At 63.4% G+C, this 21,101-nt stretch carries 19 protein-coding genes; 10 read left to right on the plus strand and 9 right to left on the minus strand.

Annotated elements, in window-relative coordinates; all coding sequences use genetic code 11:
• Window positions 1-39 precede the first annotated feature (39 nt).
• Complete coding sequence (locus D1227_RS13505) at window positions 40-1,251, minus strand: FAD-dependent oxidoreductase (protein ID WP_119405016.1); 1,212 nt, start codon at window positions 1,249-1,251, stop codon at window positions 40-42.
• Between the two features lie 143 nt (window positions 1,252-1,394).
• Here D1227_RS13505 and D1227_RS13510 point away from each other — a divergent pair, with 143 nt between their 5' ends.
• Both D1227_RS13510 and D1227_RS13515 read left to right on the plus strand, forming a co-directional pair.
• Window positions 1,395-1,724 carry a hypothetical protein gene (locus D1227_RS13510; RefSeq protein ID WP_147373313.1) on the plus strand — a complete coding sequence of 110 codons (330 nt, stop codon included), beginning with the start codon at window positions 1,395-1,397 and terminating at the stop codon, window positions 1,722-1,724.
• Between the two features lie 179 nt (window positions 1,725-1,903).
• Window positions 1,904-4,570 carry a M14 metallopeptidase family protein gene (locus D1227_RS13515; RefSeq protein ID WP_119405018.1) on the plus strand — a complete coding sequence of 889 codons (2,667 nt, stop codon included), beginning with the start codon at window positions 1,904-1,906 and terminating at the stop codon, window positions 4,568-4,570.
• Between the two features lie 27 nt (window positions 4,571-4,597).
• On the opposite strand, the gene D1227_RS13520 is transcribed toward D1227_RS13515, so the two are convergent.
• Window positions 4,598-6,622: a S9 family peptidase gene (locus tag D1227_RS13520; RefSeq protein WP_233349982.1), complete on the minus strand. Its 2,025-nt coding sequence runs from the start codon at window positions 6,620-6,622 to the stop codon at window positions 4,598-4,600.
• Between the two features lie 222 nt (window positions 6,623-6,844).
• Between D1227_RS13520 and D1227_RS13525 the strand changes: the two genes are divergently transcribed.
• On the plus strand, window positions 6,845-7,654 hold the full coding sequence (locus D1227_RS13525; protein ID WP_233349984.1) for an EAL domain-containing protein: 810 nt from the start codon (window positions 6,845-6,847) through the stop codon (window positions 7,652-7,654).
• A 42-nt stretch (window positions 7,655-7,696) separates the two neighbouring features.
• Here the strand turns inward: D1227_RS13525 and D1227_RS13530 are convergent, their stop codons facing one another.
• Genes D1227_RS13530 through D1227_RS13540 form a run of 3 tightly spaced genes read right to left on the minus strand, consistent with a single transcriptional unit; the run spans window position 7,697 to window position 10,611 of the window.
• Window positions 7,697-9,115 (minus strand): NAD(P)(+) transhydrogenase (Re/Si-specific) subunit beta, encoded by a 1,419-nt coding sequence (locus D1227_RS13530; RefSeq protein ID WP_119377204.1) that lies wholly within the window; start codon window positions 9,113-9,115, stop codon window positions 7,697-7,699.
• Between the two features lie 3 nt (window positions 9,116-9,118).
• Complete coding sequence (locus D1227_RS13535; RefSeq protein WP_119377331.1) at window positions 9,119-9,424, minus strand: proton-translocating transhydrogenase family protein; 306 nt, start codon at window positions 9,422-9,424, stop codon at window positions 9,119-9,121.
• 59 nt (window positions 9,425-9,483) lie between these two features.
• Window positions 9,484-10,611 carry a Re/Si-specific NAD(P)(+) transhydrogenase subunit alpha gene (locus tag D1227_RS13540; protein ID WP_119405019.1) on the minus strand — a complete coding sequence of 376 codons (1,128 nt, stop codon included), beginning with the start codon at window positions 10,609-10,611 and terminating at the stop codon, window positions 9,484-9,486.
• 57 nt (window positions 10,612-10,668) lie between these two features.
• Here D1227_RS13540 and D1227_RS13545 point away from each other — a divergent pair, with 57 nt between their 5' ends.
• The gene (locus D1227_RS13545; protein WP_119405020.1) at window positions 10,669-11,436 is read left to right on the plus strand and encodes an SDR family NAD(P)-dependent oxidoreductase; all 768 of its coding nucleotides are present in this window, start codon (window positions 10,669-10,671) and stop codon (window positions 11,434-11,436) included.
• Here D1227_RS13545 and D1227_RS13550 read toward each other — a convergent pair.
• Window positions 11,433-12,476: a mechanosensitive ion channel family protein gene (locus tag D1227_RS13550; protein WP_119405021.1), complete on the minus strand. Its 1,044-nt coding sequence runs from the start codon at window positions 12,474-12,476 to the stop codon at window positions 11,433-11,435. The two genes, D1227_RS13545 and D1227_RS13550, sit on opposite strands and share 4 nt — an antisense overlap.
• A 236-nt stretch (window positions 12,477-12,712) precedes the next feature.
• On the opposite strand from D1227_RS13550, the gene D1227_RS13555 reads away from it, so the two are divergent.
• The 4 genes from D1227_RS13555 to D1227_RS13570 all read left to right on the plus strand — a co-directional run bounded on the left by D1227_RS13555 (window position 12,713) and on the right by D1227_RS13570 (window position 16,006).
• Window positions 12,713-12,982: a hypothetical protein gene (locus D1227_RS13555; RefSeq protein ID WP_119405022.1), complete on the plus strand. Its 270-nt coding sequence runs from the start codon at window positions 12,713-12,715 to the stop codon at window positions 12,980-12,982.
• 79 nt (window positions 12,983-13,061) lie between these two features.
• Complete coding sequence (gene galU / locus D1227_RS13560; protein ID WP_119377199.1) at window positions 13,062-13,937, plus strand: UTP--glucose-1-phosphate uridylyltransferase GalU; 876 nt, start codon at window positions 13,062-13,064, stop codon at window positions 13,935-13,937.
• A 69-nt stretch (window positions 13,938-14,006) separates the two neighbouring features.
• Window positions 14,007-15,008, plus strand: coding sequence for an NAD-dependent epimerase/dehydratase family protein (locus D1227_RS13565; RefSeq protein ID WP_119377198.1), 1,002 nt, complete (start codon window positions 14,007-14,009; stop codon window positions 15,006-15,008).
• A gap of 2 nt (window positions 15,009-15,010) precedes the next feature.
• The gene (locus D1227_RS13570) at window positions 15,011-16,006 is read left to right on the plus strand and encodes a threonine ammonia-lyase (protein WP_119405023.1); all 996 of its coding nucleotides are present in this window, start codon (window positions 15,011-15,013) and stop codon (window positions 16,004-16,006) included.
• Here the strand turns inward: D1227_RS13570 and smpB are convergent.
• Both smpB and dapA read right to left on the minus strand, forming a co-directional pair.
• A complete protein-coding gene (smpB, locus tag D1227_RS13575) occupies window positions 16,003-16,482 on the minus strand; it encodes an SsrA-binding protein SmpB (RefSeq protein WP_119377196.1) in 480 nt (159 codons plus the stop codon). The genes D1227_RS13570 and smpB overlap by 4 nt on opposite strands.
• Before the next feature lie 6 nt (window positions 16,483-16,488).
• The gene (dapA, locus tag D1227_RS13580; RefSeq protein ID WP_119377330.1) at window positions 16,489-17,364 is read right to left on the minus strand and encodes a 4-hydroxy-tetrahydrodipicolinate synthase; all 876 of its coding nucleotides are present in this window, start codon (window positions 17,362-17,364) and stop codon (window positions 16,489-16,491) included.
• A gap of 96 nt (window positions 17,365-17,460) precedes the next feature.
• On the opposite strand from dapA, the gene D1227_RS13585 reads away from it, so the two are divergent.
• Window positions 17,461-19,524 (plus strand): lytic transglycosylase domain-containing protein, encoded by a 2,064-nt coding sequence (locus D1227_RS13585; RefSeq protein ID WP_119405024.1) that lies wholly within the window; start codon window positions 17,461-17,463, stop codon window positions 19,522-19,524.
• A gap of 352 nt (window positions 19,525-19,876) precedes the next feature.
• Here the strand turns inward: D1227_RS13585 and D1227_RS13590 are convergent, their stop codons facing one another.
• Window positions 19,877-20,539, minus strand: a complete 663-nt coding sequence (locus D1227_RS13590) for an RcnB family protein (protein ID WP_119405025.1) — start codon at window positions 20,537-20,539, stop codon at window positions 19,877-19,879.
• Window positions 20,540-20,656: 117 nt separating this feature from the next.
• On the opposite strand from D1227_RS13590, the gene arfB reads away from it, so the two are divergent.
• Window positions 20,657-21,091, plus strand: coding sequence for an alternative ribosome rescue aminoacyl-tRNA hydrolase ArfB (arfB, locus tag D1227_RS13595; RefSeq protein WP_119377193.1), 435 nt, complete (start codon window positions 20,657-20,659; stop codon window positions 21,089-21,091).
• The last annotated feature ends 10 nt before the right edge of the window (window positions 21,092-21,101 follow it).

Here is a 21,101-nt window from a genome sequence, read left to right on the forward strand (position 1 = left end):
AGCCTCGCCTCATCGCACGGGGTGCGGGCCGGGTCCAGATCAGGGGCCAGATATGGGCGTCAGGCCGAGCTTTTTCAGCGGCGATCCGAACGCTCCGGTGACCATGCCGGCGAGCAGCTTCGGCGCGGGCGGTACGCGGGTGAGTGGGGCAGCGAGCCAGTCCCGCAGGAAGGGCATGATGCGGCTGTCACCCTGATAGACCGGCGTGAACAGCCAGCTCATCGCCTGATAGAGGCGGATATGGTTGCGGCGCAGGGCGACATAGCGGGCCAGCGCGCGGGGAATGTCCTCGGACCCTTCCAGCGCCAGCGAGAGGGCCCAGGCATCCAGCAGCGCCATGTTCGCGCCTTGGCCTAGCTGCGGTGAGGCGGCATGCCAGGCGTCGCCAGTGTGGACGAGGCGCGGGCCACCGACCGGATCGGGATGTGTGCGGTGGCGATAGCGCGCAAAGGTCAGCTGGTCATGCGAAGTGACCTGGTCGAGCAGAAGCTCGGTTTCCGGCCAGAGGGCGCGGGCTTCGCGCTTCCAGTCGTCCAGCGGCGCGGCGCGCCAGGCGGCCTCGTCATCGCGGCGGATCGACCAGAAATAGGTGAGGCTGACCGGGCCGTTCGAGGCGGTGCGGCCCGACGCCATGACACCGGCCATCTTGCGGGCCGACTTGTAGCGCTGCTCCAGCGCTGTCTCGTCGAACGGGCCGTCTGCCGGCCAGGGCAGGGTGGCCCAGAGTGCGCCATAGGCGAGTTCCTTGCGCGGTGTTCGCGTCAGGGGCGAGCGCACGCCGAGGGCATCGACGACAAGGTCGAAGCCTTTCAGGAACTCCCCCGTTTCCAGGATGATGTCGCCCGTCTTCGCATCGACGCTTTCGACGCGCCGGGAGGTGAGCAAGTTGGCGCCGGCCTGTGTCGCGGCCGCCAGAAGCCGGCCGAACAGTAGCCCGCGCTGCACGCCATAGCTGACGAGCCCGGCCCGCAGTTGCTCGAACCGCACATCGAGGACCGGGCGCTGCGACGGTGTCGTCAGGCCCCACAGCCGCTTCAGCGGGCTGCCGAGCTGTCGGATATCGTCTGCCAGTCCAAGGTGGTCGAGGATGGTCAGGCCGGTCACCTGCAGCATCAGGCCAGAGCCGACCGGGGCAGGCGCGTCGAACTGGTCGAGCAGGGTGACGCTGTGTCCCTGCCGGGCCAGAAGGGCAGCGGCCGAAAGGCCTCCGATCCCGGCCCCGCAAACGGCAATGTTCAGAGATCGCCCCATGACCCAACGTCATGACGTGCGTCGCAGACCCTGTCCATCTCGCAGCGTTTCGGGGCCGGCGAAGGGGGCCGTCCTGGCAGAGCCGGGGAACCAGCGTGCGGGGTTGCCCGTTTTTACGGCAAGAGATGACAAAGGAGGCATTCATGGCCGATCGCGACCATCAGAGAATTGAGGAAGTCGAACGCCAGCGCGGATATGGCGAAGGCTTCAAGAAAGGCGAGGATGTCGAAGACCAGCCCACGAACGCTGCGGGCTACAAGGACGGCTCACCTGTGGCCAATCAGCAGGAGCACGACGCCGATCTCGTGACCGGCATGTCCGATGAGCGCGTGCCGAACGTTCCGAATGACGATACCGATGATGCCTCCAGTACCCAGGTCGGCAAACATGCAGCCGTCAGGAAGATGCCTGATGGCCACCGTCTTGAAGATGGCTACAGCGTCCCCGATCCGGATGTGACGCCAAAAGACTGACCAGCCAGCCACACCATCCTGCGGTTTGGCGCTCTGACCACAATCTGCCTGCCGCCGCATCAAAAGCCGTTCGGTGACACACTCGCCGGGGGAATCTGCTTGAAAGCAGCACAAGCCTGTATTTTGGCTCTGCTCTCCAATTAATATGCATGCATCGTATTGGGGAGGTTCAGAGACTTATGCGTGGATTCCTGATTGGCGGCCTGATGGCCGCTGCGGCGTGGCTATCACCAATTTCGGTGGCGCAGTCCTTCATCGACATCGAGGCCGATCCGGCCATTCCGACGCTTCAGGAAACCTTTGGCTATTCTCCCGGCGAGGAGATAACCGCGCCTGCCGATGCGCTTGCCTACATGAAAATGCTGGCCGACGCCGCCCCGGACCGGATGAAGCTCAATGAGTATGCGCGCACCTGGGAAGGCCGGAAGCTGGTCTACGGCGTCATCAGCTCGCCGGAGAACATGGCCCGCATCGACGAGATCCAGGCCGACATCAAGTCTATCGCTTCTGGCACGCTTTCGGCGGGTGAGCGCGCGGCCCTGGTTGCCCGGACGCCGGCCGTTGTCTGGCTGTCCTATGGCGTGCATGGCGATGAAATCTCGAGCACCGACGCCGCGCTAACGCTGGCCTATCACCTGCTCGCTGCAGAAAACGATGCGACGGTCGACAGGATCCTCGACGAGACCATCGTCATCATCGACCCGATGCAGAACCCCGACGGGCGCGCCCGCTTCAAGGCATCCTTCGAAGCTGCGCGCGGCCTTGAAACATCCGCCGATCCGGCAACCGCCGAACATGACCAGCCCTGGCCGGGCGGGCGCTACAATCACTACCTGTTCGACATGAACCGCGACTGGTTTGCGATGACGCAACCGGAAACCGTTGGCCGCGTCGAGCAGATGCTGGACTGGTATCCGGTCGTCGTTGTGGACGTCCACGAAATGGGCGGCGAAGAGACCTACTTCTTTGCGCCATCGGCTGACCCGTTCAATCCCTATATCAGAGACGAACAACGCGCCAAGCAGACCCTGATCGGGAAAAATCATGCCCGCTGGTTCGACAGCCGCGGCTTCGAATATTTCACCCGCGAAGTCTATGATGCCTTCTATCCGGGCTATGCCGACATGTGGCCGCAGCTCGGCGGCGCGGTGGCGATGACCTATGAGCAGGGCTCTGCCCGTGGCCTCGAATACCAGCGCAAGGACGGCAGCATGCTGACCTATCGCGATGGCGTCGAGCACCACTTCATCTCCACCCTGTCGACGGCTGAAGTCGTCGCAAACAATCACGACCTGTTCCTCGGGGACTTTGCCGACTATCGCAGCGAAGTGGCCGATGAGGGGCGTAAGTCGAAAAGCCGTTATTTCATCTTCGACCTCGCCGAGCGCAGATGGCAGGTCGAGGATCTTGGCCGCCGGCTCGCCGCGCAGGAGATTGCCGTCCAGCGCGTTGGACCGGGCTTCGAGGCTTGCGGCACGCGCTATCCGTCCGGTGCCCTGGTCGTTGACCGCGCCCAGCCGGCCGGGCGACGCATTGCGACGCTGCTCGAAAAGGAAACCGCGCTGCCGGCCGATTATGTTGCCGAACAGGAAGGGCGCCGTGACCGCGGGCTCAATCACGAGCTTTACGATGTGACGGCCTGGTCGCTGCCGCTCATGGATGGCGTGACCAGCACGACGTGCTCACGCGTGAACCTGTCGTCGGCAAGCCTGGTGGGCGCCGATGACCCGATCCCGGCCGTGACGGCACCGAATGCAGCGTTCGGCTATGCCATCCCGTGGACTGATACGGGCGGCGCGAAACTCGCCCTGGCGGCCCTGAAGGAAGGCGCTGTCGGCAAGGCGACCGAAGAGGCCTTCATCACCGGCGGGCGCTCCTTCCCACGCGGCACGATCATCTTCCCCGTCGCCGACAATACCGCAGGGCTCGGCGCGATGCTGAACCGGATGGCGAGCGAAATCGGCGCCGAAGTCGTCGCATTGCAGACCAGCTGGGTCGAAGACGGACCCAACTATGGCAGCGACAAGTTCAAGACAGTGGCTATGCCCAGGGTCGCCATGGCCTGGGGCGAGGGCACGATACCGACCGAAACCGGCGCGACGCGTTACGTGATCGAGCGCCAGCTTTCTGTTCCGGTCGCGCCGATCCGCGTGAACAATCTGGCGGGGGCCGATCTCGGCAGATATGACGTGCTGATCGTGCCCGATACGTCGGGCGATTTTGCGCACCGTCTCGGAGACGGCGGCGCCGCAGCGCTCAAAGCCTTTGTCGAGCAGGGCGGCGTCCTGGTTGGCGTCGGCGGCGCTGTCGACTTCCTGGCGAGCGCGGATGCGGGCCTGCTCTCGACGAAGCTGGAAAAGGCCTATGCCGATGGCGACTCGGCTGCAGAAGCGTCAGGCGAAGGCGAAGAGGAAGAGACCCGGGCAGACGGCACGCACATCGCGGGCAAGGATGCCTATGACGCCATGATCGCAGACCCGGACGCTGCGCCGGACGATGTTCCGGGCGTGCTCGCCAATGTCGTTGCCAACACCGACCACTGGCTGTCTTCGGGCTATGCGAAAGCGATCGCGCTTTATGCAGGGTCCAGCGTCTACCGCCCGCTGATGGCAGATGAGGGGACGAACGTGTTCCACTTTGCAGCCGCCGATGAGCTGCTGGCGAGCGGCTATCTCTGGGAAGAGAACCGGGCCCAGATCGCCTTCAAGCCCTTCGTCATGGTCGAGCCGCATGGCGAGGGCATGGTGATCGCCTTCACCGAAAGCCCGTTCACGCGCGCCTACCTGAATGGTCTCAACCTGCTGGTCGCAAACGCGCTGATCTTCGGCCCGGCCCACGCCCGCTAGGGCGCAGGCCGGAAACCGGCATCTGCCTTACGGCTTCAGATAGGTGTCGTACCAGTCGATGAACCGCTGGTAGCGGTCATCGACAAAGCTCGGCCGGTCGATCGAGTGATCCTCACCCGGATAGACGACCAGCTTGGTGTCGATGCCGAGCCGCTTGAGTGCGAGATAGAACTGCTCGGAGTTCATTGCCGGGACGTTCCAGTCCTCCTGGCCGACCATGAATTGCGTCGGCGTGGTGACCTTCGGTGCGTCCCAGAAGGGCGAGATGGCGTCCCAGCCTTCCTGGTTTTCCCATGGCAGGCCAAGCTCGATCTCCCATTCGCGCTGATAGATGTCATGGCCATAATTGGCCGTGTAGTTGACTTCGCTGGCGCCGCTGACCGCTGCCTTGAACCGGTCGGTCTGGGTGATGACGTAATTGGTCAGGATGCCACCATAGGACCAGCCGCCGACGCCGAGGCGGTCTGGATCGACAAGGCCAAGATCGACGGCCTTGTCGACGCCCGCCATGACATCGGCGAAATCCTTCACGCCCCATTCGGCGAAGATCGCTTTCTTGAAGTCCTCACCCTTGCCGCTTGATCCGCGCGGATTGACCATAACGGTCGCATAACCGTTGGCCGCGAAGAGCTGGGCGAAGGGTTCGAAGCTGTAGTCATATTGCGCGACCGGGCCGCCATGATTGAACAGGATGGCCGGGGCCGGGCCGGTGACGCCCTTGGCGGGATAGATGAATTCATCGACCGAAATGCCGTCCGGATTGTCGAAGGAGACAAATTGCGGCTTGGCGAGGTCGAGCGTATCCAGCACCGCTTCATTCGTCCGCGTCACCTGGGTGAGCTGACGGCCGGATTTCAGGAAGATTTCCGAAGGCAGGGTCGGATTGGTCAGCCGCAGCGCGAGGTCGCCATTGCCGGCGACGTCATAGTCATAGATGGCGAACTGGCCGGAGACGTATTGGCTGAGGCGTCCGGTGCGGACATCAGCTGCCATGATCGGCTGCATGCCCTCATTCTCGATCGTGAAGTAGATGGACTTGCCATCCGGGCTCCAGGCCGGATCGAAGACGTTTCGGTCGAGGCTTTCCGTCAGCAGCCGGACGGACCCGCCCGTCGCGGGCGAGGTGGCAAGGTGGCTGGTGGCATACCAGAGCAGCTCGGGCTTCAGCGACGTCGTATAGGCGAGCGTCTTGCCGTCCGGGCTCCAGGCCGGCGATGTCTCACCGCCCGGATTCGTCGTGACCTGAACCGGGGTGCTGCCAGCGGCCGCGTCGATGACGAAGATGTCGGTATTGTAGTTGCCGTCCGGGTCCTCGGTCACATTGGTGGCATAGGCGATCCTGGTGCCATCCGGGCTCCAGGTCGCGCCATGGTCGTCGCGGTCGCCATCGGTGATCTGCACCGGCTCTGCGAGCCGTTCGGCGATCACGTAGATATGGGTGCGCGAGCGGTCGAGATAGCCAACGCCGTCTTCCTTGAACTGGCGGCGGTCGATCACCCAAGGCAGTTCGGGCTCGTCTTCGCCGGCCTCGCGCGCCTCGCGCTTCTTGCGGGCATTCTCGCCTTCATCCTGGATCATCAGCAGCATGCGCTTGCCGTCGGGGGCCCACTCAAAGCCGGAGACACCTTGCGTGACCTGGGTGTAGGCGCGCGCTTCGCCACCGCGCATGTCGAGTGTCCAGACCTGCGTCGCGGCGTTCTCATCAAGGTCGGAGCGCGCAGCGAGGAAAGCGAGCTGTGTGCCGTCCGGGCTCCATTGCGGGCTGTGGGCGTCATAGGCGTCCGACGTCATGGGCAGCACGGTCTTGCCATCGGCGGAGGCCATGAAGAGCTGTGCGCGCGTCTTGTCAGCGCCCTCGACGCGGCCTTCGACCACATAGGCGATCCACTCGCCATCGGGGCTGATCGCCGGCGAAGACACGCGCTTCAGCTTGGCAAGCGCCTCGATGGTGACGGGCCCCTTTTCCTGGGCCATGGCGGAGAAGGGGGCAGAAAGCACGGCCAGCGCGGAGCACGCTCCGGCAGCCGTGACGATGAGTTTTGATGGTTTCAAGGTCGTCGTCCTCATTGCGAATGGCGAGACCTTACATCAAGGCGAAAAGCCCGCAACGACCCATTATTGTCGCTCTTGGCGAAACCTTCCCGCAGACGTCACGGGAATGGATGACAGAGGCCTGGCCCTCGCACCTGCTTTCTGCTGCGCCTGGTGTCAGCCCGAAAAGAACTCGGTAACCAAGCCGCCGTAATCTGTAGCGAGTAGGGGAGAAACTCCGGGATGATGACGGATTGCAACCGCTGCAGAAACGCCGCCGATACCGATTTCGGCATCACGATGGCGTTCCAGCCCATCTTTGATTTCGGCGCCTTGCAGGTGTTCGCCTATGAAGCACTTGTGCGCGGGCGTGACGGCGAAGGCGCCGGGGAAGTCCTGTCGCGGGTCACGGATGAAACCCGCTACCAGTTCGACCAGGCGTGCCGCGTGACGGCGATTTCGCAGGCGTCTGCGCTGGGGCTGCGCGATGCCGCGGCTGCGCCATTTCTCTCCATCAACTTCCTGCCGAACGCGGTCTACGAACCGCGCGCCTGCATTCGCAAGACGCTGTCTGCGGCCCTGGAGTCCGGCTTCCCGACGAACCGTATCCTGTTCGAATTTACCGAGAGCGAGCGGCTGGACACCGATCACCTGCTCAACATCCTTCGCTCTTATCGGTCGATGGGTTTTTCGACCGCGATCGATGATTTCGGCGCGGGCTATGCCGGGCTTGGCCTGCTGTCGGCGTTCCAGCCGGATTTCGTGAAACTCGACATGGAGCTCATTCGCGGGATCGACACCAGCAGCGCCAAGCAGGCGATTGTCCGGCACATCCTGAACATGACCCGCGACCTCGGCATCACGCCCGTCTGCGAGGGAATCGAGACACCAGAGGAATTCGAGGTCCTGTATGGCCTCGGCGTCCGGCTGATGCAGGGGTTCCTGTTTGCGCGGCCCGAACTGGACCGGTTGCCGGCGCTGCAATGGCGCGGCAGGTCTCATGAAAAAACCGGCGAAGCTCTGGGCTCCGCCGGTCTTGCAATGTCGGCCTGAAACCGATCCACGGGACCGGTTTCCGCCGCTTGGCCGTATTGGCTACAGCGCCTTGACGATCTCCTCGACCATCTTCTTGGCGTCCGACAGCAGCATCATCGTATTGTCCTTGAAGAACAGTTCGTTCTGGATGCCGGCATAGCCGGAGCCCATCGAGCGCTTGATGAAGAGCACCGTGCCGGCATTCTCGACGTCGAGGACGGGCATGCCGTAGATCGGCGAGGACTTGTCGGTCTTTGCGGCCGGATTGGTCACGTCATTCGCGCCGATCACGAAGGCGACGTCGGCAGTGTTGAACTCGGAATTGATGTCTTCCAGCTCGAACACTTCGTCATACGGCACCTGCGCCTCGGCGAGCAGCACGTTCATGTGGCCCGGCATGCGTCCGGCGACGGGGTGGATCGCGTATTTCACGTCCACGCCTTCTTCCTTCAGCAGCTCGGCCATTTCCTTCAGGGCGTGCTGGGCCTGCGCCACCGCCATGCCATAGCCCGGCACGATGATGACCTTGGACGCGTTCTTCATGATGAAGGCCGCATCGTCAGCCGAGCCCTGCTTGAAGGGCCGGTCGACCTGCGCGCCCGCGGACGCGCCGCCATCATCATCAGCGCCGAAGCCGCCGAGGATGACCGAGATGAAGCTGCGGTTCATGCCCTTGCACATGATGTAGGACAGGATCGCACCGGACGAGCCGACCAGCGCGCCGGTGATGATCAGCGCGAAGTTGCCGAGCGTGAAGCCAAGCGCCGCCGCTGCCCAGCCGGAATACGAGTTGAGCATCGAGACCACGACCGGCATGTCTGCCCCGCCAATCGGGATGATCAGCGTGATGCCGAGGATCAGGGCAAGGACGGTGAGGCCCCAGAACGCCCAGGTCGCAGCGCCGCTCGACATGATGAGCACCACGACGAGCGCGACAATGCCGGCAGCCAGTGCGATGTTCAGAAGGTGGCGGGCCGGCAGCAGGATCGGCGAGCCCGACATGTTGCCGTTGAGCTTGGCGAAGGCGATCACCGAGCCGGTGAAGGTCAGCGCACCGATGGCCGAGCCGACCGACAGCTCAATCAGCGAGACGAGGTTGATGTCGCCCACGACACCAATACCGAAGCCAAGCGGCGCATAGAGTGCGGCAGCGGCGACGAGCACGGCGGCAAGGCCAACCAGCGAGTGGAAGGCGGCGACAAGCTGCGGCATCGCCGTCATGGCGATCCGGCGGGCAATAAGCGCGCCGATTGCGCCACCGATTACGGCGCCGCCGATCAGGATCGCCCAGGTGGTCGGGTCGAGGCTTTCCCAGAGCAGGACCAGCGTCGTGACCACCGCGATGGTCATGCCGATCATGCCATTGCGGTTACCTTTCCGGCTGGTCGCCGGGCTGGAGAGGCCGCGCAGGGCAAGGATGAAGAGGATACCGGCCGCCAGGTAGAGTAGCGGCGCCCATGTGTTTGCAAACTGTTCCACGGTTTACTCCCCCTTCTTCTTGTACATGGCCAGCATGCGCTGGGTGACGAGGAAGCCGCCGAAGATGTTGACGCTGGCCAGCGCCACGGCGAGCCCGCCCAGCGCCTTGGCGATCCAGCCGCCATTGATCGCGCCGGAGGCCGTTGCCGCAACGATGGCGCCAACGATGATCACCGACGAGATGGCATTGGTCACGGCCATGAGCGGGGTGTGCAGGGCCGGGGTCACCGACCAGACGACATAGTAGCCGACGAAACAGGCCAACGCGAAAATCGCGGCCAGGAAGACCGTCGGGTTGATGGCCGATATCTCGGCCGCTTGCGCTGGCAGGGCGAGGGCCGCTGCCGACAGGATTACTGGAATGGCTTTCATGATTTCAGCCTTTCATTCACGGTTTCGCCGCCGCGGGTCAGCAGCATGGCGGTGACGATTTCATCGTCGGTATCGAGGTTCAGCGCGCCATCCTCGGCTGTGATCAGCGGCAGGAAGGCGAGCAGGTTCTTCGCATAGAGCGAGGAGGAGTCGGCCGGCAGGCGTGCGGGCAGGTTGGAGAACCCGGCCACTTTCACGCCGTCGACATCGACGACCTCATCGGGATTGGACAGCGGGCAGTTGCCCCCCGAGGCGACGGCCATGTCGACGATCACCGAGCCCGGCTTCATCGATTTCACCATCGCTTCGCTGACCAGTTCCGGCGCAGGCCGGCCCGGGATGAGGGCGGTGGTGATGACGATGTCCTGCTTGGCGATATGGTTCGCCGTCAGTTCAGCCTGCTGCTTCTTGTAGTCGTCCGACATTTCCTTGGCATAGCCGCCAGCGGTCTCGGCTTCCTTGAACTCTTCGTTCTCGACAGCGATGAACTTGGCGCCGAGCGAGGCGACCTGTTCCTTGGCCGCCGGACGAACGTCGGTCGCCGTCACAACACCGCCAAGGCGGCGGGCCGTGGCGATGGCCTGAAGACCGGCGACGCCCGCGCCCATGACGAACACCTTGGCCGGGGCAACCGTGCCCGCAGCGGTCATCATCATCGGCATGGCGCGGCCATAGATCTGCGCGCCCTCGATCATGGCGCGATAGCCGGCCAGGTTCGACTGCGAGGACAGCGCGTCCATGGACTGGGCCCGCGTGATGCGCGGGGTGAATTCCATGGCGAGCGTGTTGAGTTTTTTCGCGTTATAAGCGTCCGTGAGGTCGCCCATGTTGAACGGGTTCATCAGCGCGATGACGGTCAGGCCCTCGGGATATTTCCCGGCCTCCTCGGCACTCGGCGCGCGGACCTTCAGCAGAAGGTCAGCCCCCTTCAGTGCTGTTGCCGCCGTCTTGGCAATGGTTGCACCTTCCTCCGAAAAAGCCTTGTCCGGGAATCCCGCAGCGGTTCCGGCGCCAGATTCAATGGTCACCGAATGCCCGAGCCCAATCAGCTTTTTCACCGACTCCGGAGTTGCCGCGACGCGCGTTTCCCCCGGACTTGTTTCTTTTAAGATTGTGAGCTTCATGGCGCGAGTGATCGGAAAAATCTTGCGCGAAAGCAATAGCGAAACGGAAAACGAGGCATGGAATTGTTCGAACTAACGGGAAAAACAGCGATGGTTACCGGTGCGTCAGGTGGACTTGGCGCAGCGTTTGCGCGCGCCCTGGCCAAGGCTGGAGCCGGTGTGGTGCTGGCGGCGCGGCGCCTTGAAAAACTCGAAGCGCTGGCCGGCGAAATCGAGTCCTCCGGCGGAAAGGCGCTCGCGGTTGAAATGGACGTCACCGACCCGGCCAGCGTCGAAGCGGCCTTCAAGACCGTCCAGGACAAGCTGTGCGCCCCCGTAGATATCATTGTCAACAATTCCGGCATTTCGCGGGACAACTGGTTCACGCAGATGACCGAGGAAGACTGGCGCGCGGTCATGAACACCAATCTCGACGGTGTCTGGCGCGTCGCCAAGGCCGGGGCGAATGCGCTGATGGAAGCGGGTAAGCCCGGCTCCATCATCAATATCGCGTCGATCACCGCCCTGCGCCCGCAGCACACCATTGCCGCCTATGCCGCGTCCAAGGCCGCTGTCGACCATCTCACCCGCGTGATGGCGCTGGAATCGGCCCGCTACGGCATCCGCGTGAACGCGATCGCGCCCGGCTACTTCAAGACCGACATCAATGACGAATTCCTCGACAGCGAGGCCGGTGACAAGATGCGCAAGCGCGTCCCGATGCGCCGTTTCGGCAAGCATGAGGAGCTGGCCGGCGCGCTGCTGCTGCTGGCGTCCGATGCGGGCAGCTACATGACCGGGTCGACCATCGTCGTCGATGGCGGGCACGTCGTGAGCACGCTTTAGGGTTTCGGTTCACCCGCACCGCTGTCCGCCAGCTCGGAGCCGTCCAGCGACTGGTCACCCAGTTCGATGTCGGATGGCTTCGGCGGCGGGGCGAAATTCATCGGCTCGTCGGACACCTCGGCGCGGGCCCGGATGCGCGGAAAGGCTTCGGGGTGTTCGGCCTGCAGCCAGTTGATCATCTGCTCGCGGATATAGCAGCGCAGGTCCCAGGCGCGCGGGCTTGTGCTGGCGGTGGCGAGCGCGCGGACCTGGATGGTCATCTTGTCGGTTTCCGACACCTGCAGGTTCACCACCTCGCCGTCCCAGAGCTCGGTCGACTTGCAGATTTCTTCCAGCTTGTCGCGCATCTTGGCGACCGGGGCGCGATAGTCGAGCCACCAATAGACGGCGCCGATGATCGTGCCGGACTTGCGCGTCCAGTTCTGGAACGGCTTTTCGATGAAATAGGTGAGGGGCACGATCAGGCGGCGGCGGTCCCAGATGCGGACGACAACGTAGAAGAGGTCGATCTCCTCGATCCAGCCCCACTCATTCTCCAGCACGACGGCATCCTCGATCCGGATCGGCTGGGTGAAGGCGATCTGGATGCCCGCGATCAGGTTCGACAGGACCGGCCGCGCGGCGAGGCCAACCGCGATGCCGACGATCCCCGCAGACGCCAGCAGCGATACGCCGAGCTGGCGTGCCCACGGCACGACAACGAGCGCGCAGGCGAGCGTTGCAATCGCGCCGACGACAATGATGACCCGCCGCATCACATCGAGGCGGGTTGCCGATTTGCGTGCCTGGAAATTGTCCGCGACATCAATGTCCAGACGGCCCATGCGCCGCTTGATGGCGAGATCGGTCAGCGAGGTGACGGCCCAGCCAATCGCCGAGATCACCAGGAAGCGGACGCCGATCAGCGTCGTCTCGACATAGTCGCTTTCCGCCCAGACAAACTTCGCACCGGCCCAGAGCGCCAGGGCGGTGAGAAGGATCAGCGCGGGCATGCGAAGCCGGCCAATCCAGGCGAGCCTTCCGGGGATCTTGTTTTCCATCGGCTAAAAGGGTCCTGAAAACGCGCTCCGACCATAGCGGATTCTGCCGCACCGATGACACCCCGCGGGCAGATTCATCCCGGGGCAGCGCTTATTGCCCGCTGCTTGGGCATATTCGGGCAGGCGCTGTACCGAATGGCCGGAAAACCCGAATTCCCGATCAATTACAAAGCGCCATTTAGCGCTTCATTAGGGATGGGCGTGGCAAATGGGGCCTGAAGGAGAGGGCTGCCGACATGTCTGCGATCAAGAAGCCAGATCACCACGAGCCGGAAACATATGAGACGCCAGCAACCGATACGGATGCGGCCGGTCTCGAAGAGGTTTCCGCGCGTCCGGATGTCGAGGCGGCAGAATCGCCTGCACGTGCAATGCAGGAAAACCTCGCCCGGTCGATGGAAGCGCACCACAGGCGCGAGCGGATCAAGGATATCGGCCGCGTCCTCGCATCGGCTTCGGGCATCACGACCCTGCTGGGCATATTCTTCTTTTACGGAATCTGGTAGCACGGCGCTGGCCAATCGGAGGCGAGCCTGTATGGTCCTCGGCCTCACATGAACCAGAATGAATGATTTGGGGGAAAATATGGGAATTCGTAAGGCGGTTCTGCCGGTGGCCGGTCATGGCACGCGTGTTCTTCCTGCAACGAAATCCATACCCAAGGAGCTGCTGCCGGTCGTCGACCGTCCCGCGCTCCAATATGTCGTCGACGAGGCGCTCGAAGCGGGGATCGAACACATCGTCTTCGTGACGGGCCGCGGCAAGGGCGCCATCGAGGACTATTTCGACGAGGCGTTCGAGCTTGAGACCTCGCTCGCGGCAAAGGCCTCCAAGGCCGACATCCTCAAGGAAGTCCAGAAGACGAAGCTGCCTGCAGGCGCTGCCAGCTTTACCCGCCAGCAGGCGCCGCTGGGTCTCGGCCATGCCGTCTGGTGCGCCAAGGACATTATCGGCAACGAGCCGTTCGCCGTGCTGCTGCCCGACGTGATCGTGCGGGCCAAGCCTTCCTGCCTTGCCCAGATGGTCGAGGCCTACAACAAGGTTGGCGGCAATATCGTGGCGGTCGACCCAGTGCCCGAAGAGCGCGTCTCCTCTTATGGTGTCATCGCGCCCAAGTCCCGCGATGGCCGCCTGATCGAGATGAGCGGCATGGTGGAAAAACCCCCGCGCGAGGAAGCCCCGTCAAACCTGAAGATCACCGGGCGCTATATTCTCCAGCCGGAAATCTTCGCGCTGCTGGAAGACCAGGGCAAGGGCGCCGGCGGCGAGATCCAGCTGACCGACTCGATGGAGCGCCTGATGGAAAAGCAGGCCTTCTACGCATTCGAGTTCGAAGGCGAGGAATTCGATTGCGGCTCGAAGGCGGGTTATTTCGAGGCTGTGCTGGCCCATGCGATCGAAAATCCGGAAACATCCAAGGATGCGCGCGACATTATCGCCCGTTACGCTTCGCGGCTTTGAGCGCATTCTCAGTCAGCTTCTTTTCCCGGCTGCACCTGCCCGCTATAGCCATGCTGGCGAGGTAGATGAATGAGATTTCTAGTCACAGGCGTTGCGGGTTTTATCGGGTCGCAGATCTCGAAAGCCCTGCTTGAAGAGGGCCATAGCGTCCTCGGCCTCGACAATCTCAATGCCTATTACGACGTCACCTACAAGCAGGAGCGGCTGCACCAGCTCGAGCGCCTGCCGGAGTTCGAGTTCCGCAAGCTCGACATTTCCGATCACGACCGGCTGCTGGCCTTGCCAGAGCGCGATTCGATCGACCGGGTGATCCATCTCGCCGCCCAGGCCGGTGTCCGTTATTCGCTCGAGAATCCCTTCGCCTATGCCGCGTCCAACATGACCGGCCATCTCGCCGTGCTGGAATTCTGCCGCCGTGCGGCAAAGGCGCCGATGCTGGTCTATGCCTCTTCGAGTTCGGTCTATGGCGACGATGCCGTTGCCCCCTTCAAGGAAGACGCCAATGTCGACCGGCCGGTCTCGCTCTACGCCGCCACCAAGCGCGCCGACGAGCTGATGAGCCAGGCCTATGCCAAGCTTTATGACCTGCAGCAGATCGGCGTGCGCTTCTTTACGGTCTACGGTCCATGGGGCCGCCCCGACATGGCCTACTGGTCGTTCACCGACCGGATCCTGCGCGGCGAGACGATCCGCGTCTTCAATGGCGGCAAGATGAAACGCGACTTCACCTATATCGACGATGCCATCGCCGGCCTGAAGGCGATCGCAACGGGCGAGCCGCATTTCGCCGATGGCGAGCGCACGCACCTGCTCTACAATATCGGCCACAACCAGCCCGTGCAGCTGATGGACTTCATCCGAACGATCGAGAAAGCGACCGGCAAGACGGCGCGCATCGCGCTTGAGCCAATGCAGCCGGGCGATGTCACCGAAACCTGCGCCGACATTTCCAAGATGCAGGCCGACTACGGCTATGACCCGAAAGTCAGCCTCGAAGAAGGCATCGGCAAGTTCGTCGACTGGTTCAAGACCCAGCGCGTCGCATCGGGTCCGTCGCGGCGGTACATGTAACGATGACCGGGCTGCCGGACGGAACGCTTCCCAGTCCTGACGATGTGCTTGAGGCCGCGCGCCGTCTGCAGGGGCACGTTGTTCGCACGCCTGTGCTGCGCAACGAGGCCATCGACGCACTGGCTGGTGCAGAGCTCTTCTTCAAATGCGAGAACCTGCAGCTGACCGGCAGTTTCAAGATTCGCGGCGCCACCAACCGGCTGATGCAGATCGACCCGGCCCGGCAAAAAGGCGGCGTCGTCGCCTTCTCCTCAGGCAACCACGCCCAGGGCGTCGCCCGGGCCGCGCGGCTTCTTGAGATGCCTGCGCTGATCGTGATGCCGTCGGATGCGCCGGGCATCAAGGTTGAGGGCGTGCGGCGCGACGGGGCCGAGATCCGTTTCTATGACCGACACAATGAAAGCCGCGAAGCGATTGCGGCGGCTGAAGCCGATCTTCGCGAGGCGGTGCTCGTGCCGAGCTTCGACGACCCGTACATCATCACAGGGCAGGGCACGGCCGGTGTCGAATTTGCCGAGCAGATGCAGGCGGCCGGCACCCCGCTCGACCATCTCATCTGCTGTGTCGGCGGAGGCGGGCTGATCACGGGGATCGCGCTGGCCTTCGAGGCGCTGAGCCCCAGCACAAGGATATGGACCGCCGAACCAGCCGAGCATGATGACTGGCGCCGCTCGCTGGCCGCCGGCGAGATCGTGGCGAACGCGCCCGGCACGCGCTCCATCTGCGATGCGATCCTGACGCCCGCGCCGGGTGAGATCACCTGGGCGCTCGGCAAGCGGCTGCTGGCGGGTGGCTGCGCGGTCGACGATACGGCCATCGAGGACGCGATGCGTCAGGCCTTCAGGCACCTCAAGCTGGTCGTCGAGCCCGGCGGTGCGGCCGCCCTGGCCTGCGCGCTTCATGACCTGCCGGAAGCGGCGAAGGGCAAACGCGTTGGCGTCGTGATTTCCGGAGGCAATGTCGATCCGGGCCAGTATGCGCGGATCGTCTCGGCCTAATTCTCTTTCAGGATGCGGGCCTTCTGGCGCTGCCAGTCGCGTTTCTTTGCCGTCTCGCGCTTGTCGGGCGCGCGCTTGCCGGTCGCGATGCCGATCAGCAGTTTCGCGATCCCGCGATCGTTGAAGTACAGTTTCAGAGGCACGATCGTCCGCCCGGCGCGGTCAACGGCCTGGGCGAGCTTCGCAATCTCGCGCTTCGAGACGAGCAGCTTCCGCCGCCGCTTCGGATCGTGGTTGAACTGGTTGGCGCCCTCATAGGGCGGGAAGTCGGCATTCACGAGCCACAGCTCGCCATTCTCGACGGCGGCATAAGCCTCGGCGATGTTCGCGCGCCCATTGCGCAGGGACTTGACCTCACTGCCTTCGAGCACGAGACCGGCCTCAAGCGTGTCCTCGACATGGTAGTCGAAGCGCGAGCGCCGATTCTCTGCGACGAGGCCATCAGTGCGGCCCTTGATCTGGGTCTTCTTGGACATGCCGGTCTATATAAGGCCTGCGATTTCCATTGCAGCGTCAATCTTCTCACAGGCTGCATCGTGCGGCGCGACGATGGGAAGGCGGACCTCACCGGAGCACAGGCCGAGCTTGGCCAGCGCGTATTTCGCCGGGCCGGGGGAGGGGGTGACGAACAGCGCCTTGTGCAGGGCGATGAATTTCCGCTCGATCTCCTGAGCCGTTGCCAGGTCACCCTCCTGGACGGCCTTGTGCATCTTCGCCATCTGCTCGGGCGCGATGTTTGCCGTCACGGAGATGCAGCCCTTGCCACCCATGGCGCAGTAGCCAAGCGCCGACGGATCGTCGCCCGAGATCTGCACGAACTGCTCGCCTTGCAGGCCGGCGGCATGCAGGCTGACGCGCGCAAGGTCGCCGGTTGCGTCCTTGATCCCGACGATGTTCGGCAGCTTGCCGAGACGGATCACTGTGTCGGGCTGCACGTCGGAGACGGTGCGGGCCGGGACATTGTACATGATGATCGGCAGCGAGACGGCGTCCGCAATGGCGCGGAAATGTGCTTCCAGGCCGATCTGGTCCGGACGGTTGTAATACGGGCAGACGCAGAGCGCGGCATCGGCGCCAGTATCCTTGGCGTGCTGGACCAGGCCGATGGCTTCTCTTGTGGAATTTGAGCCTGCGCCAGCAATGACGGGAACCCGGCCGGCGGCCACTTCGACACAGAAGGAAACGGCCTCGCGGTGCTCTGCATGGCTGAGCGTTGCAGACTCGCCGGTCGTCCCGCACGGCACAAGCGCCCCGCTACCGCCTTCGATCTGTCGCTCGATCAAATCGGCATAGGCCTTGCGATCTACTTCACCGTTCTTGAAGGGTGTGACCAGTGCAGGGATCGATCCATGGAACATCGTATTGTTGCCGCGATTTATGTGTTGATAACTGAATTCGAGATTCGACACAGCGTGTTTGGCACGCTGTGAACGCAAAGAAAACAGGCAGGGTCCATGCGCCTACGTAATCATCGGGCAAGTCTCGCAGCATTGCTGCTGATTTCGGCTGCAGCCAGCGCGTCTGCAGCCATTCCACCAGCGCCAAGCCTCAAGCCCGATCTGGTCGCGGCATCGAATGTCGTGTCGACAACGGATGCGGGCATTCTGCGCAGTGCACTCAATGCCGCCGCAGAGAACCGCTGGAGCACCGTTCGCAGCCTCGAAGCGCAGGCGCGGTCGGAAATCGTCCGGCAGGTGATTCGCTGGTATCGCGGCCGCGGCGACCTGATCATGTCCTTCGACGAGTTGAGCAATCTGCTGCGCTCGCAGGGCGACTGGCCGCAGATGACCAGCGTCCAGGTCCGGGCGGAGGAGGCCGTTTCACTTTCGGCGCTGAATTCGCAGCAGCAGATAGACTGGTTCGAAGAGATTGGCGGTCCGGTCTCTGGTGCCGGCCGCGTCGCGCTGGCCGAGGCGCTCCGCCGTGAGGGGCGCCGCGACGAGGCGCTGACCTATATCCGGCAGGCCTGGCACGGGAACACGCTGGATGACGACCTCACCAACCAGGTCCTTGCCCGCTATGGCAGTGACCTGACGCCGTTCGATCACCAGCAGCGCGCCGACTTCCTGCTCTGGACGGCCCAGCATTCGGCGGCCGCAAGGCTGCAGCCCTATCTCAGCCCGGACTGGCGCAGGCTGGTCGAGGCCCGCTCCAGCCTGCAGCTGCGCCGCCGCGGTGTGGATGGGGCCGTCGATGCTGTCCCGGAATACCTTCAGGACAATCCGGGCCTGCTTTATGACCGGGCGAAATGGCGCCGCAGGGCGGGCCAGCCGGAGTCGAACTATGTCCCGCTTCTGGCGCAGATCGACGGGGCCGAAGTGCCGTCTGTCGGTCGCGACAATCTCTGGCGTGAGCGGTCCATGGCGCTGCGTTCGGCGCTGAAGGATGGCGATTTCACCACCGCCTACCAGCTTGCCGAGCCGCATGGCATGAGCGAGGGCACGGACTTTGCCGAAGCCGAATGGCTGGCCGGCTGGATCGCCTTGCGTCAGCTGGAGCAGCCAGAAAAGGCGCTCGGCCATTTCGAAAACCTGGGCAAGAACGTCTCGACCCCGATCAGCCAGTCGCGGGCCGACTACTGGCGCGGCCGTGCCCTCGAGGCGCTCGGCCGGACAGACGAGGCGCAGGAAGCTTATGCGCTGGCGGCGCAGTATCCGTTCGTCTTCTATGGCCAGCTGGCCGCGGAAAAGACCGGCAATACCCAGCTCTTCCTGCAGGCCAGCCAGCCGGTAAGCGAGGAGGAGCGCGCGGCCTTCAACGCCCGCCCACTCGTACAGGCGCTGAAGCTGCTGGCGGAGAATGGCGAGGCCGGTGAATTCCGTCAGTTCGCCTATCACCTGGATGACATGCTCGCGACCGAGGCGGATTACCTGCTCCTGTCCGAGCTCGCTTCCGATTATCTGTATGCAGACATTGGCGTGCGCGGCGCGAAGGCAGGCCTCGCCAAGGGGATCGTGGCGACGGATGCCGCGTTCCCGGTGCCCGATTTCGAGTTGCTCCGTGAGCCGGACGTCGAACGGGCCATGATGTATGCGCTGTCGCGTCAGGAAAGCGAAATGAACCCGTCGGCGGTCTCGCATGCGAATGCGCGCGGCCTGATGCAGTTCATCCCCAGCACCGCCCGGATGGAGGCCCGCAATATCGGCCTGCCTTACAAGACGTCCTGGCTGACCGATGATCCAGGCTACAACATGACGCTTGGCGGCGCGCATCTCGATACGCTGCTGGACCGGTTCAATGGCAGCTACATCATGACGGCGGCGGCGTATAATGCCGGCGCGTCGAGGCCGGCGCGCTGGATCCGTGATTATGGCGACCCGCGCACCGGTGAGATTGATCCGATCGACTGGATCGAGTTCATCCCGTTCTCCGAAACCCGCAACTATGTCCAGCGCGTCCTGGAGAACACGCAGGTCTACCGCCAGAGACTGTCCGGCGAACCGGTCGAAATCCGGCTCAGCCAAGACCTGCAGCGCGGTCGCATGTGGTTTGGCGGGGGCGCTGCCTCGGGCAACTAGGCGGGCGGCCATCCCTCTATTTCCGCAAACGAAAAGGCCGCCCTGACGGGCGGCCTCCGTGAGCCGGTTTGGCTCTGAATCCCGGCAGGCTCAGGGCCCGCCTTTGCCAGTGCTAGCGGTCAAAGAGAGGCTGCTCTCCAAGTCCACCAGCACGGACGGATCCAATAGCCGCCCCTGGTTTCTCACTCGACATTGGATCACCTCCTTTCTGTTGCTGAAAACAAAGCACCGGCCGCAAAATGGTCCGGCACTAACAATTAAAGCATGACTCGTGCCTAATGAAAGGTGAACAAAAAAATCGCCCGGCCTTCATGCGAGGGCCGGGCGTTTTGTATTGCGTGTCCGGGGTGACTTATTGCGCCAGGATACCGACGGCGAGGCCGATAATGGCACCCGTGGCGATGGAGGCCAGGACCGCGTCGCCGCTATAGGGATCGCGGACCCAGTGATGGCCATGCGGCGGGGCATAGAGGCCATAGCGCGAATAGTCGCGAATGATGATCGTGTTCGGACGATAGCTGTAATAGCCGCCGATCCGGTAGCCGCCATGATAGTAGCCGTGATCATAGTGGAAGGTCACACGCGGCCGGTAATGGCCGTAGTTGTAGCGAGGCGCGCTGTAATAGTAGCGGTTCACGACACGCGGGGCCGAATAGTGCCGGCGGTGATGATAGCCGCGATTCCAGTCGCGGTCGCGATTGTGGCTCCAGTCGCGGCGGTGGTCGCGTGAATGACGCCAGTCCCGTTTATGGTCCCGGCCGCGATTCCAGTCACGGCCATGGTCGCGTCCACGATTCCAGTCGCGCCCATGATCCCGCCCGCCATGATGACGGTTTCCGCGGTCGCCCCTGTGGCCGCGATCGCCGCGATGCCCCCGGTCACCGCGGTCGCCGCGGTCATGATATCCGCCGCGCTCGCCGCGGCCACGTTCTTCGGCCATTGCAGCCGGTGCAAGCATGGCAAATGAGAGGACAACGGATGCCCCCATTCGCACGAGTGTCTTGTAGAGAGCCATTGATTTAGCCTCCCGATGAAATTACCGGCTGTCCGGCGTTGATCTGGTTTCAGTGCTGAAACCCTGATTGAATAATAGGTTCGCAAGCTTGAACCCTGCCTGAACAGACCCTTCATCATGTCATCCAGCGACGATCTCAGAATAAACGACGATTATTCAGTGCCTTATTGGGAGCTGGTCGAAACATTCGTGCGCGCGTCAGGGCCGGGCGGGCAGAATGTGAACAAGGTTTCGACGGCTGTGCAGCTGCGCTGGAATGTCGATGCCTCGAGCCTGCCGCAGGCCATCAAGACCCGCTTCCGCCAGCGCTGGAAGTCCCGCATTACCAAGGAAGGCGATGTGATCGTCGAGGCGAGTGAGCACCGCTCGCAGGCCCGAAACCGCGAGGCGGCGAGAACCCGGCTGCAGGGCATGATCCGGCAGGCGGCCCAGAAACGCAAACGCCGCATTCCGACCCGGCCAGGACGCGGCGCCGTCGAGCGTCGCATCAAGGCCAAGAAGGAACACGGCGAGAAAAAAGCACTACGCGGGAAGATCGACCGCTCGGAGTGACCGGCCGATC

The organism is Henriciella mobilis, assembly GCF_003576315.1.
In the GTDB taxonomy this organism is placed as follows: Bacteria; Pseudomonadota; Alphaproteobacteria; order Caulobacterales; family Hyphomonadaceae; genus Henriciella; species Henriciella mobilis.